Annotated in this window: 14 protein-coding genes; 8 read left to right on the top strand and 6 right to left on the bottom strand. The window is 67.7% G+C overall.

The window, feature by feature from the left end; translation table 11 throughout:
* The first annotated feature begins 42 nt into the window (after nt 1-42).
* Nucleotides 43-417 (top strand): hypothetical protein, encoded by a 375-nt coding sequence (locus IE88_RS0109185; protein WP_031553436.1) that lies wholly within the window; start codon nt 43-45, stop codon nt 415-417.
* Between the two features lies 1 nt (nt 418).
* On the opposite strand, the gene IE88_RS0109180 is transcribed toward IE88_RS0109185, so the two are convergent.
* Nucleotides 419-1057, bottom strand: a complete 639-nt coding sequence (locus IE88_RS0109180; protein ID WP_031553432.1) for a GIN domain-containing protein — start codon at nt 1055-1057, stop codon at nt 419-421.
* Between the two features lie 226 nt (nt 1058-1283).
* On the opposite strand from IE88_RS0109180, the gene IE88_RS0109175 reads away from it, so the two are divergent.
* Both IE88_RS0109175 and IE88_RS0109170 read left to right on the top strand, forming a co-directional pair.
* Complete coding sequence (locus IE88_RS0109175) at nt 1284-2948, top strand: S41 family peptidase (protein ID WP_036766964.1); 1665 nt, start codon at nt 1284-1286, stop codon at nt 2946-2948.
* Complete coding sequence (locus IE88_RS0109170) at nt 2945-3283, top strand: hypothetical protein (protein ID WP_031553427.1); 339 nt, start codon at nt 2945-2947, stop codon at nt 3281-3283. Before IE88_RS0109175 ends, IE88_RS0109170 begins: the two co-directional genes overlap by 4 nt.
* Before the next feature lie 3 nt (nt 3284-3286).
* Here the strand turns inward: IE88_RS0109170 and gatB are convergent, their stop codons facing one another.
* The 5 genes from gatB to IE88_RS0109145 form a co-directional block, all read right to left on the bottom strand.
* Nucleotides 3287-4756 (bottom strand): Asp-tRNA(Asn)/Glu-tRNA(Gln) amidotransferase subunit GatB, encoded by a 1470-nt coding sequence (gene gatB / locus IE88_RS0109165; protein ID WP_031553423.1) that lies wholly within the window; start codon nt 4754-4756, stop codon nt 3287-3289.
* 76 nt (nt 4757-4832) lie between these two features.
* A complete protein-coding gene (locus IE88_RS0109160; protein WP_051881795.1) occupies nt 4833-5249 on the bottom strand; it encodes a DUF2141 domain-containing protein in 417 nt (138 codons plus the stop codon).
* A 181-nt stretch (nt 5250-5430) separates the two neighbouring features.
* Nucleotides 5431-6903 (bottom strand): Asp-tRNA(Asn)/Glu-tRNA(Gln) amidotransferase subunit GatA, encoded by a 1473-nt coding sequence (gene gatA, locus IE88_RS0109155; RefSeq protein WP_031553415.1) that lies wholly within the window; start codon nt 6901-6903, stop codon nt 5431-5433.
* Nucleotides 6903-7202, bottom strand: a complete 300-nt coding sequence (gene gatC / locus IE88_RS0109150; protein WP_031553412.1) for an Asp-tRNA(Asn)/Glu-tRNA(Gln) amidotransferase subunit GatC — start codon at nt 7200-7202, stop codon at nt 6903-6905. Before gatC ends, gatA begins: the two co-directional genes overlap by 1 nt.
* A 24-nt stretch (nt 7203-7226) precedes the next feature.
* Nucleotides 7227-7997 (bottom strand): hypothetical protein, encoded by a 771-nt coding sequence (locus IE88_RS0109145; RefSeq protein ID WP_156032521.1) that lies wholly within the window; start codon nt 7995-7997, stop codon nt 7227-7229.
* Here IE88_RS0109145 and ruvX point away from each other — a divergent pair.
* The 5 genes from ruvX (at nt 7996) to IE88_RS0109120 (ending at nt 12568) form a co-directional block, all read left to right on the top strand.
* A complete protein-coding gene (gene ruvX / locus IE88_RS0109140) occupies nt 7996-8469 on the top strand; it encodes a Holliday junction resolvase RuvX (protein WP_036766962.1) in 474 nt (157 codons plus the stop codon). The genes IE88_RS0109145 and ruvX overlap by 2 nt on opposite strands.
* Entirely contained in the window at nt 8469-9404 is a 936-nt protein-coding gene (locus tag IE88_RS0109135; RefSeq protein ID WP_031553403.1) for an aspartate carbamoyltransferase catalytic subunit, read from the top strand. Before ruvX ends, IE88_RS0109135 begins: the two co-directional genes overlap by 1 nt.
* 2 nt (nt 9405-9406) lie before the next feature.
* A complete protein-coding gene (gene plsY, locus IE88_RS0109130; protein ID WP_162178330.1) occupies nt 9407-10021 on the top strand; it encodes a glycerol-3-phosphate 1-O-acyltransferase PlsY in 615 nt (204 codons plus the stop codon).
* Between the two features lie 176 nt (nt 10022-10197).
* A complete protein-coding gene (gene glnA, locus IE88_RS0109125; RefSeq protein ID WP_031553395.1) occupies nt 10198-11604 on the top strand; it encodes a type I glutamate--ammonia ligase in 1407 nt (468 codons plus the stop codon).
* A 97-nt stretch (nt 11605-11701) separates the two neighbouring features.
* A complete protein-coding gene (locus IE88_RS0109120; RefSeq protein ID WP_031553392.1) occupies nt 11702-12568 on the top strand; it encodes a diacylglycerol/lipid kinase family protein in 867 nt (288 codons plus the stop codon).
* Nucleotide 12569: the final 1 nt, after the last annotated feature.

The following is a 12569-nucleotide window of genomic DNA, read 5'->3' as shown; positions in this document are numbered from 1 at the left end:
CAGGTATTATCGGCAGGCCCGTAGCGTTGGAGACCCTGCCCCATGACTGCTCCTGCAACGCGCCCCGTCGCTCGTCTCTTCCCGCAGAAGGACAGGCCCCGGAACGCTTTCATCCAAGAGCCCCCTGCCCAGAAGACGCCGGACAACCGGCACGTCCTCATCGACGAGGACCTGCATCTCGCCTATTCGGCCAATCTGCGCCGGCATCGATGGGAAGATGCGACGATGACCTTCCGCTCGGTCCTTGTGACCGGCGGCGGCCGTCCGCCGCGCCGCTATGGCGCCGACGATCCGTGGGAGGAAGACGGCCTCGCCGATCCGCGCTGCGGCTATACGCGTGTCGGCAATCGCCTCAAGCGGCACAGCGAGGCCGGACGGGATTACGACCCCGCCCGGCATCTGCAGCCGGGACGCTGACTCAGGCGCCGCCGCGGCGGCTGACCGAGCCGCCGGAGCTGGTGGAGCGGTCGACCGAAGGATCGCCCCAATAGCTGACGCTGCCGCCGGAGGATGCGCTGGCGTCGAGCCTGTCGGTCACGGTGAGACGGACCGAGCCGCCGGAGCTGGCGCGCGCCTCGGCGCGGCTGGCTTCGATCCGGCGGGCGTCGAGGCTTCCGCCAGAGCTTGCCCGCACGCTCAGCCGCTGCGCGGCGGGAAGAGCGTCCTCCACGCGGATCGAGGCACCGGAACTGGCCCGCAGGCTCGACAGGTCCTGCACATAGACCGTGGCGACCCCGCGATCGCCTCTGCCGCAGGGCTTGCGGCAGGTGACCTCAAGAATTCCGTCCTCGACCGCATAGGTCGTGCGCTCCTGCGCGCGCTCGTCGAGCACGATCCTCGTCTCGCCACCGCTGCGGACCCGCACATCGGTGCCGGCGGAGGCCTGCAGCCCCTCGATATCCTCCAGAACCGCCTCCGCCGGAGAGGGCGGCCCCGCGCGGCCGGACTGGAAATCGGTCCGGAACGACGCAGGCCCCTGCCCGTCGACGACGACGATGCAGCCGGAGAGCGACAGGAGGAGCGGCGAGGCGAGAAGCACAGCGAGGCGAGTGGTCATGACGGGTTCCCCTTCCGATGATTTATCGAATATCGGAATGAGAACCGTGCATGACAAGAGGCTCATCCAAGGGCTTTTGCAAGGCGCCAAGACGCTCGGACGCGCCGCTGCCGCTATCCCGTCGCAGGACAGCCGGCCCTGTAAGACACTTGCGCAAAACGTCATTTGGCGCAGGCGAAATCGCCGTCCTACCTTTCCGAAAGGGATGCGCGGGTATGGGCGGGACATGATCGACCGATTTTTACGGCAGGCGGGGAGCCTTCCCCTGGCAGCGCTGATCGGCCTTGCGGCCTGTTCGGGCGGCGGCTCGGACAGCGGCGGCTATGTGCCGCCGCCCCCGGCCCCGCCCCCTGTCAGTTCGTCGGAGCCCGAATGGCAGCCGGGTGTGTTCGAGGCGGCAAGCCGGTTCAAGGACCGCTGCGAGATTCCGCGCAGCGGCGTCGACCTCGAAGGAAATCCCTATCCCGACGAGCCCGGCTCGACGACGATCGAGAACTTCTGGCTGCGCTCATGGACGCATGAGACCTATCTCTGGAACGACGAGGTGCCCGATGAGGACCCGGCCTCCTATGACAGCCGCCTCGCCTATTTCGATATTCTCCGCACGACGGCGGTGACCCCCTCCGGCGCGCCGAAGGACCAGTTCCACTTCAGCGAACCGACCGAGCAGTTCCTCGCCGACCGCAACGCCGCGCCGAGCGCCGGCTATGGCGCGCGCATCCGGACCTATGCCGCGCGCCCGCCGCGCGATGTTCGGGTGCTCTACACCGACCCCGGAACGCCGGCTTCTGCGGTGGTGGACGGGCAGCAGCAGCTCGTGCGGGGATCGCGCATCCTTGAGGTGGACGGTGTCGACCTCGTCTGGGCCGACACCGCGGCGGAGATCGACACGCTCCTCGCCGGCCTCTACCCGGACGCCGTGGGCGAGGTGCACAGCTTCCTGGTCGAGGATCCCGGCGATCCCGAACCGCGCGAGATCATGCTGACCGCCGCCGCCGTCTCGACCGTGCCGGTCGGACGGGTCGAGGCCCTCGACCAGCCGGGGGGCAGGGTCGGCTATCTCCTGTTGAACACGTTCAGCCCCTATTCCACCGAAGAGGCCCTCATCGATGCGATGAGGGAGCTCGAGGCGGCGGCCGTGGACGATCTGGTTCTCGACCTGCGCTATAATGGCGGCGGCCTGCTCGCGATCGCCTCCCAGCTCAGCTACATGATCGCGGGGCCGGGCTATACCAGCGGGCGGACCTTCGAGCGCCTGCGCTTCAACGACGATGCGGGCGCGTATAATCCGGTGACGGGGGCTTTCAACGATCCCACGCCGTTCTTCGCGACGGCGCTCGGCTTTTCGGTGGCCGACGGGACGCCGCTGCCCCGCCTCGACCTGCGGCGCGTCTACGTCCTCGCGACGGAGGCCACCTGCAGCGCCAGCGAATCCGTCATCAACGCGCTGCGCGGCGTCGATTTCGAGGTCGTGCTGATCGGAGACACGACCTGCGGCAAGCCCTACGGCTTCTATCCGACGGACAATTGCGGCGAGACCTACTACACGATCCAGTTTCAGGGCGTGAACAATAAGGGGTTCGGCGACTATCCGAACGGCTTCACGCCCCGGAACAGCGGCGCGATCTATGCCGAGAGCGTGCCGGGCTGCACCGCTCCCGACGACCTCTCCGCCGATCTGGGCGACCCGGCCGAGGCGCTGCTTCGCGCCGCCCTCGACTACCGCGAGACGGGACAATGCCTCGGCGGCATGGCGACCGCGTCGAGCAGGGCGAGCAGCCCGGCCAGCCAGACGCCCTCCCTCGCAGAGGGCCGGCCTCTTCCCGTCCTGGTCGATCCAATGACCGTCAACCGGGACATGCGCCTGCCGAACGAAGGGGGCAGGCTGTGACCGGCCCTTGCCGGGCGGCCTTCTGCGCCCTCCTCCTGACGGGATGCCAGACGATGACGGAGGCTCCGGCCGTTCTGACCGCGACGAGCAAGGCGGAAGCGGCCGCGCTCGTCGCGCATGCCTTAGGCCGTTCCTCGGTCGCGCTCGGCGAGCCCGATCCGCGGGAGGCGAGCCGGGTGGTCGTGCTGCCGCCCCGTCCCGGCCCGCGCGAGACGAGGAGCGTCGCGGTTCCGACCGTCTACGATCTCGTGCTGACGGGCGGGACCTGCGCCCTCGTCCTGCAGGAAAGCGGCGAGCGCTTCGTCCTGCCCGAGGGCGCCTGCCGCCCCGCCTGAGCGCTACTCGACGCCGAGCTTCGCGCGCAGGATCTCGTTGACCGCCTGCGGGTTCGCCTTGCCGCCCGTCGCCTTCATCACCTGGCCGACGAACCAGCCGAGCGCCTTGGGCTTTTCCTTCACGCGCTCGACCTGATCGGGGTTCGCCGCGATCACCTCGTCGACGGCGCTCTCGATGGCGCCGGTATCGGTCACCTGCTTGAGGCCGCGCGCCTCGACGATGTCGGCGGGATCCTTGCCCTGATCATCGGTCAGCATGTGCTCGAAGACCTGCTTGGCGATCTTGCCGGAGATCGTCTTGTCCTCGATCAGGCCGACAAGCTTGCCGAGCTGCGCGGCGGAAACCGGGCTCTCCTTGATGGTCAGGCCCTGCTTGTTGAGGACGCCGAAGAGTTCGGTCGTCACCCAGTTCGCCGCCAGCTTGCCGTCATGGCCCTCGGCCACGGCCTCGAAATAGTCCGCCTTGTCCTTGTCCATGGCGAGGACGGAGGCGTCGTAGGCGGAGAGCCCCAGATCGTCCATGAAGCGGTGCTTCTTCTGGTCGGGCAGCTCGGGCAGCGAGGCGCGCACGCGCTCGATCAGATCGTCGGGCAGCTCCAGCGGCAGGAGGTCCGGATCGGGGAAATAACGATAGTCATGCGCGTCCTCTTTGGAGCGCATGGTCCGCGTCTCGCCTGTCTTCACGTCGAAGAGGCGCGTTTCCTGATCGATCGTGCCGCCCTCTTCGAGAACCTCGATCTGGCGGCGCGCCTCATAGTCGATGACCTGCCGGACGAAGCGGATCGAGTTGACGTTCTTGGTCTCCGTCCGCGTGCCGAGGGCCTCGCCCGGGCGGCGGACGGAGACGTTGACGTCGGCCCGCATCGAGCCCTGGTCCATGTTCCCGTCGCAGGTGCCCAGATAGCGCAGGATGGTGCGCAGCTTGGAGAAATAGGCCGCGCCCTCCTCGGCGGAGCGCATGTCAGGCTTGGAGACGATCTCCATCAGCGCGACGCCCGAACGGTTGAGATCGACATAGGAGGCGTCGGGCGCGAGGTCGTGGATCGACTTGCCCGCATCCTGTTCGAGGTGCAGGCGCTCGATCCCGATCATCACGGTCGAGCCGTCATCGAGTTCGACCTCGATCTCGCCCTCGCCGACGATCGGGTCCTTGTACTGGCTGATCTGATAGCCCTGCGGCAGGTCGGGGTAGAAGTAGTTCTTCCGGTCGAAGCGCGACCATTTGTTGATTTCGGCGTTGAGGCCGAGGCCGGTGCGCACGGCCTGCTCGACGCAGAATTCGTTGATGACCGGCAGCATGCCGGGCATTGCGGCATCGACCAGGCTGACATTCTCGTTGGGGCCCGCGCCATAGGTGGTCGAGGCGCCCGAGAAGAGCTTGGAGACCGAGCTGACCTGCGCGTGGACCTCGAGGCCGACAACGACCTCCCAGTCGCCGGTTGCGCCTTTGAGCAGCTTGCGGGGTTCGGACATGGCGAGAAACTTTCCGCGTGTGTGGACTTTGCTCCCTTCAAGCCCGACGCCCCGTCGGTTGCAAGACGGTGCGCGCTCAGCGCCCGTAGGTCATGGTCAGATCGGCCTCGCCGCCCTCATCGGTGACCTCGACGCCGGCCTCCTCGAAGGTCGGCGGACCGTCCATCTCCGTGCCCGAGGACATGGCCCAGCCATCGAGGGGGATGCCGGCCTCTCCCATGTCGAAGACCTGGTTGGCGTTGTCGTCATGCCAGACCATGACGGCATAGGTGCCCGGCGGCACGTCGAGCGTGACTTCGGCCGTGCCGGCCTCCGGCGCCTCGATGATGTCGCCCGCGACGGCCTCCTGCTTCATGAACTGGGCCTCGGTCTGCGCCGAGACGTAGAGCGGCCCCTCGCGGCTTTCGACGCCCTCGAGCGTGACATTGAGCGGCGCGGCGGCGGCCGTTCCGAGCAGCAGAACCGCGGGCGCGGCGATGGCGATGAAATTCATGTCTCTCTCCTGGCTGGCTCCCCCAGCACGGCCGCATGATACGGCCGGTCAGGTTTAAATAACAAACTCGACTGCGTTTACAAGCCTGTTCCGCAGCGCGCGCCCTCGCGCACGAAAAAAGGCGCCGGCAGGATGCCGGCGCCTCGGGTTCGCTTGGAGGAAGAAAGCGCTTGTTGAGGGCCTACCACCACTGTCCGGGCCGGGCGGTGAAGCCTGCGGCCTGTTCGAGCGCATAGGCGCCGCGGAACATGGTCTCCTCGTCCATCGGCCGGGCGAGGAGCTGGAGGCCGAGGGGCAGGCCCTGCCCGTCGAGGCCCGCGGGCACGGAGATGCCCGGATTGCCCGCGAGATTCGCCGTCACCGTGAAGACGTCGTTGAGATACATCTGGATCGGATCGTCGGTCTTCTCGCCGAGCCCGAAGGCGGCCGACGGCGCGGAGGGCGTCAGCAGGAGGTCGACGTCCTCGAACACCGCGTTCATCTCGTCGGCAATCTTCTTCCGCACCTTCTGGGCGCGCAGGTAATAGGCGTCGTAATAGCCCGCCGAGAGGACATAGGTGCCGATCAGGATGCGCCGCTGAACCTCGGCGCCGAAGCCCTCGGCCCGCGTCTTGGCGTACATTTCCTGGATGTCGCGATCCTCGATGCGCATGCCGTATTTGACGCCGTCATAGCGCGCGAGGTTCGAGGAGGCCTCGGCGGGCGCCACGATGTAATAGACCGGGAGCGCGTATTTCGTCAGCGGCAGGGAGACCTCCCGGACCTCCGCCCCCGCATCGCGCAGCCAGGCCTCGCCCTGCCGCCACAGCGCCTCGATCTCTTCGGGCATGCCGTCGAGCCGGTATTCCTCGGGGATGCCGATCTTCAGGCCCTTCACGCCCCGGTCCAGCACCGCCTCGAAATCGGGCACGGGCGCATTGATGGAGGTCGAGTCCTTGGGGTCGTGACCCGCCATCGAGCGGAGCAGGATCGCCGAATCGCGCACATGCCGCGCGATCGGCCCCGCCTGGTCGAGCGAGGAGGCGAAGGCGACGATGCCCCAGCGCGAGCAGCGGCCATAGGTCGGCTTCACGCCGACCGTGCCCGTCAGCGCGGCGGGCTGGCGGATCGAGCCGCCCGTATCGGTCGCGGTCGCGCCGGCGCAGAGATGCGCGGCGACGGCGGCCGATGAGCCGCCCGAGCTGCCGCCGGGGCTGAGCTTGTCGTCCTTGCCGGTCCTGCGCCACGGATTGATCACGGGCCCATAGGCCGAGGTCTCGTTGGACGAGCCCATGGCGAATTCGTCGAGATTGAGCTTGCCGAGCGACACCGCGCCGTCGCGCGCGAGATTGGCCGTCACCGTGCTCTCATAGGGCGGCACGAAGCTTTGGAGGATCCTGCTCGCCGCGGTCGTCTCGACGTCCTTGGTGCAGAAGAGGTCCTTGATGCCCAGGGGCACGCCTTCGAGGGCGCCGCCTTCGCCGCGCGCGAGCTTCTCGTCGGAGGCCTTCGCCGCGGCCATGGTCCGCTCGCGGTCGATGCGCAGGAAGGCGTTGAGCGCCGATGCGCCCTCCGCGCGGTCGAGATAGGCCTCGGCCGCTTCCGCCGCGGAGACGTCCTTGGCGCGCAGCGCGTCGCGCAGCTTTGCGAGGGTCAGTTCGGGAATGTCCGTCATCACTCGACCACCTTGGGCACGACGAAGAAGTGATCCTCCGTCCGCGGCGCGTTCTTCGTGACCGCTTCGGGCTGGCCGCCGCCGGTCTCGTCCTGCGCCAGCGCGTCCTTGCGCAGGGGCAGCACGGCGTCGACGCAGGACGCCATGGCCTCGACGCCTTCGACGTCGACCTCCTGCAATTGCTCCACCCAGTTCAGAATGTCGTTCAGCTCGTGCGTCATCGGCGCCAGCCGCTCTTCGGGCAGCGCGATGCGGGCGAGCTTGGCCACCTTGGCGACCGTCTTTTCGTCGATGCTCATGGGCCGGTCAGCTATCAGGCGGTGCTAGAGGCGTCCAGCGCGAAGCTCGCGCAGGACCCATAGAGGATCGGCAAGGGAATAGTCGGTGCGCAGGAAGGCCTCGACCGAGCGGCGGAAGCGCGGGCTCGCCTCGGCGGCGAGCGCGAGGAAGGCTTCCTCGGTCAGGCCGTTCTCCGCGAAGGCGGCATAGAGATCCTGCACGCTCTCCTCGCGGGCATCGGCCACGGCGCGGATCGCGAGGGAGCCGCAGTCGTAAAGGGCCGCTTCGTCGCCGCCGTTCTGGGCGCTCCGCACAGAGGCGCGGCGCAGGACGCGCGCGCAGCGCTCTCCCCCGCCCCAGCCCTCCGCGCGGCCTTCATCCGCCATGACCTCGTGGGCGAGCGCATCGGCGAAGCCCTCATGCAGCCAGCGCGGCGCGCGGTGCGCTTCGCCATGGCGATATTGCAGGACATGGGCGACTTCATGGGCCGCATTGCGCGCCAGGATCGTCTCGCCATGCGCGGTTCGCCGCTCCCAGCCGCTGCCGCTGAGTTCCAGCGTGACGGCGCCGGGATCGGCATAGGCGAAGAGCGTCATCGCGCCGGCGGGCTCATGCGCGCGCTGCTTGAAGCGCAAGGAGATCTTCGGCGCGCGCGGCAGGGCGAAGGCGGGCGACACCGCCTCCACCTGTCCCTGCCAATAGGCGAAGGCCCAGCTCGCCTCTTCGAGCGATTCGCGCGCCGCGGCGGCAGACGCATCATTGCTCGCGTCCGAGACGCTTGCGAAGAGCATGAGAGCGGCACACACACCGATCATGGATTCTGCCTTCCTCACCGCCGCCGCGCGCTTTCCGCCGGGACCGCTGATCGGCCTCGACCTCGGCACCAAGACGATCGGTGTTGCTGTCTCGAACCCCGAGAGGAACTTGGCGTCGCCGGTCACCACGATCAAGCGGTCCAAGTTCACCGCCGATGCGACGGAGCTCCTGCGTCTTGCGACCGAGCGCAGGGCCGCGGGCCTGGTCATGGGCCTGCCGCTCAACATGGACGGCACGGAGGGACCCCGCGCCCAGTCCGCCCGCGCCTTCGTCCGCAACCTTTCGCGCCACAGCGACCTGCCGGTCGCCTTCTGGGACGAGCGGCTCTCGACGGCGGCCGCTGAGCGGGAGTTGATCGCGCTCGACACGAAGAGGGCGAAGCGGGCCCGCATCATCGACGCCCATGCCGCCGCGCATATCCTGCAAGGCGCGCTGGACCGCCTGCGCGCGGCAGGCCAAAGGGAAGCGTGATGGAGCATCTGACCGAACTCGGCGCCCTCTCCGATGAGGAGGTCCGGGCGCTCCTCGACCTCTCGCTCGACCGGCGGGCACAGCTCGACCGGCACGAGGAGATCCCTCCGGCCCTTCAGGGGCGGTTGCAGTTCAACCTGTTCTTCGAGGATTCGACCCGCACCAATCTCTCCTTCGAGGTGGCGGGCAAATATCTGGGCGCGATCGTCTCGGTCGTGCCCGTCGTCGCCTCCTCGATCCACAAGGGCGAGAGCCAGCGCGACACGATCCAGACGCTCTGCGCGCAAGGGGCGGACCTGATCGTGCTGCGCTCGGGCGAGAGCGGCGCCATCGGCGCGGCGCTCGATGCGGCGCGGGACACGGGCTACGGGACGTCGATCGTGAATGCGGGCGAAGGCGCCTATGGCCACCCGACTCAGGCGCTGCTCGATGCGGCGACGCTGCTGCATGCCACGGGGCGGCGGGCGGATGAGGGCCTTTCGGGGCTGACCATCGCGATCTGCGGCGATATCGCGCATAGCCGCGTGGCCGCCTCGGGCGTGCCGCTCTTCCTGCGCCTCGGCGCCGAGGTGCGGCTCGTCGCCCCAGAAGAGCTGTTGCCGGACAAAGGCCGCCTGCCCGGCGCGAGCCGCACGACGGACAGGGCCGAGGGGCTGTCGGGCGCGGATGTGGTCATGGCGCTGCGCGTCCAGAAGGAGCGCATGGAGCGCGACCTCTATACCGGCAGCGCGGACTATCACCGGGATTACGGCGTCACATGGGATGCGCTCGCCGCCGCGGCGCCCGGCGCCCTCGTCATGCATCCGGGGCCGATGAACCGGGATATCGAAATCGCGTCGGGGGTGGCGGACGACCCCGACCGCTCCTTGATCCTCTCCCAGGTCCGCCAGGGCGTCGCGACGCGGATCGCCGTGCTCGAGACATTGAAAGGCTGACCGTGCAGGAAATCGTGACCTTCGTGCTGGGCTATCTGCTCGGCTCCATCCCCTTCGGCCTGGTCCTCGTGCGGATGGCCGGCCTCGGCGATATCCGGAAGATCGGGTCGGGCAATATCGGCGCGACCAATGTCTACAGGACCGGGCGGCCGGCACTCGCCCTCGCCACGCTGGTCCTCGATGCCTCCAAGGGCGCCATCGCCGTGGTCGTGGCGGGCCTCCTCTCGGACTGGAATTCCGGCCCGATGGCGCTGGCGGGCGCCGGCGCGTTTCTGGGGCACTGCTTTCCGGTCTGGCTCGGTTTTCACGGCGGAAAGGGCGTCGCGACCTATCTTGGCACCGGCCTCGCCCTCGACTGGCGGGTGGCGGGCCTCTGCGCGCTCGTCTGGCTGATCGGAGCGGGGATCACGCGCTACTCCTCGGCGGCCGCTCTCGCCGCGACGCTCGTCGCGCCGGTCCTCTTCCTCGCCTTCGGCGAGCTTGCCTTCGCCGCGGCGGCGGTCTTCATGACCGCCCTTGTCTATTACCGGCACAAAGAGAACATCGCCCGCCTTCGCGCGGGGACCGAGTCGAAGATCGGCCAGAAGGGCACGAGCGCGCAAACGCGCAGCGGGTGAGCGAAATATTTTGCGATCCTGTCTTTTGGCGATAGTTTCGCGCGCGCACACCGCGCAAGGGAGCGGTTAATCGCGTTTCTGAGAGTTTTCCTTGCCCCGCCAGGGCCAGATTCGCATGCTGCCCCACATCCAACCCGAGGGACCGTCCGGTTCCTTTTCGCCACCGAAGGTATCCTATGTCCGCTTCAGACGTCCTCAAGACGATCAAGGACGACGACATCAAGTTCGTCGATCTGCGCTTCACCGATCCCAAGGGCACCTATCACCACGTCACTTTCGACGTGGCGATGGTCGACGAGGACTTCTTCGAAGACGGCCAGATGTTCGATGGCTCCTCCATCCCCGGGTGGAAGACGATCAACGAAAGCGACATGATCCTGATGCCGGACACGTCGACGGCGGTGCAGGACCCCTTCTTCGCCCAGCCGACCCTCTCGGTCGTCTGCGACGTTCTCGAGCCGGATACGGGCCAGCCCTATAGCCGCGACCCGCGCACGACGGCCAAGGCGGCCGAGGCCTATCTGAAATCGACCGGCATCGGCGACACCGCCTTCTTCGGCCCCGAAGCCGAGTTCTTCATCTTCGACGACGTCCAGATCTCCACCGATCAGGACCATATGGGCTACGCCATCGACAGCCGCGAAGGGCCCTACAACACGGCGACGCCCTATGAAGGCGGCAATATGGGCCACCGCCCGCGCGCCAAGGGCGGTTATTTCCCGGTCCCGCCGGTGGACAGCGAGCAGGACCTGCGCTCGGAAATGCTGCTCTACATGGCCGAAATGGGCATCAAGCCCGAGAAGCATCACCACGAGGTCGCGCCCAGCCAGCACGAGCTCGGCATGAAATTCTCGACCCTGGTCGACATGGCCGACCAGATGCAGAAGTACAAATACGTGGTGAAACAGGTCGCTCACGCCTTCGGCAAGACGGCGACCTTCATGCCCAAGCCCGTCTTCGGCGATAACGGCTCGGGCATGCACGTCCACCAGTCGATCTGGAACGAGGGTCAGCCCACCTTCGCGGGCGACCGCTATGCCGACCTGTCGGAGACCTGCCTCCACTACATCGGCGGCATCATCAAGCACGCGCGGGCGATCAACGCCTTCGCCAATGCCAGCACCAACAGCTACAAGCGCCTGGTGCCCGGCTTCGAAGCGCCGGTCATGCTCGCCTATTCGGCGCGCAACCGCTCGGCCTCCATCCGCATTCCCTACGTCTCCTCGCCCAAGGCGAAGCGGATCGAGACGCGCTTCCCGGATCCCGCCGGCAACCCCTACCTCACCTTCGCGGCGCTCCTGATGGCGGGCCTCGACGGCATCGAGAACCGGATCGACCCGGGCGAGGCGATGGACAAGGACCTCTACGACCTGCCGCCCGAAGAAACCCAGGGCATTCCGACGGTCTGCTCCTCCCTCGAGCAGGCGCTCGCCGCGCTCGATGCGGACCGCGAGTTCCTCAAGAAGGGCAATGTCTTCAACGACGACCAGATCGACGGCTATATCGCGCTGAAGATGGAAGAGGTGGTGCGCTACAACACGACGCCGCACCCGGTCGAATTCGACATGTACTACTCGGTCTGAGGACTCTCGCCCGGCCGGCCTCGTCCGGCCGGGCAGTTTCCGCAGCCTTCGCCCTCTAGGCGCCGAACTCCTCCGCAGACTGCGCTGTTCGGGCAGGATGCGGACCTGCATCATCTACAATCCCGGCTCGGGCGGCGGTGAGCACACGAGCGATGCCATCGAAGCGGCCTTCGCGCGTGCGGGCCATGACGTCCGCCTCTGCGACAGCCATTCGGACGATTTTCCCGGCATGCTCGGCGAGCGCTTCGACCTCCTCGTCGCGGCCGGCGGGGACGGCACCGTCTCCAAGCTTCTCAAGGCCCAGCCCGACCGCTCCGTGCCTGTCGGGATCCTGCCGATCGGAACCGCCAACAATATCGCCTCCAGCTTCGGACTGCGCGCCGATGCAGGCCTGCTTGCCGGGAAATGGCGGACGGCCTCGCGCCGCGTGATCGAGCTCTGCTGGGCAGAAGGACCATTCGGCCGCGAGATCATGATCGAATCGGCGGGCCTCGGCCCCCTATGCGGCGGCATGCAGCAGGTCTCGGCCGAGCCCGAGGCGCTCAAGGATGCCGAACACCCCATACGCCACGCCCGCAGGCGCGTCTGCGACGTGCTGCGCGAGTCGAAGGACCGGAAAAGCCTCCTGACGCTCGATGGCGAGACCGTCGGCGAGGTCGCGCTCGCCGAAATCCTCAACATCCCGATGAGCGGTCCCGATCTCCTGCTCTCGCCCCGGGCGCGAACCGATGACGGCCTTCTCGACATCGCCTATGCCGAGGAGGCAGCGCCGCTCGCCGACTGGATCGCGGACGGCGCGGCAGGCGCTCCGCCCCTTCAAATCCGTCGCGCCCGGACCGCCTCCTTGCGCTGGGACGGCCAGGCGCTGCGCATCGGCGACGAATTCCCAAGGTTCGAGGCCGCTGCCGATCTCCGTTTCGGCGTCGGCAATGAGCGATCCATCCTTCTGTGTCCGGAGGCGTGAC

This window comes from Parvularcula oceani, assembly GCF_000733125.1.
Classification (GTDB): Bacteria; Pseudomonadota; Alphaproteobacteria; order Caulobacterales; family Parvularculaceae; genus Parvularcula; species Parvularcula oceani.
This window is presented reverse-complemented; position numbering and strand designations above follow the sequence as displayed.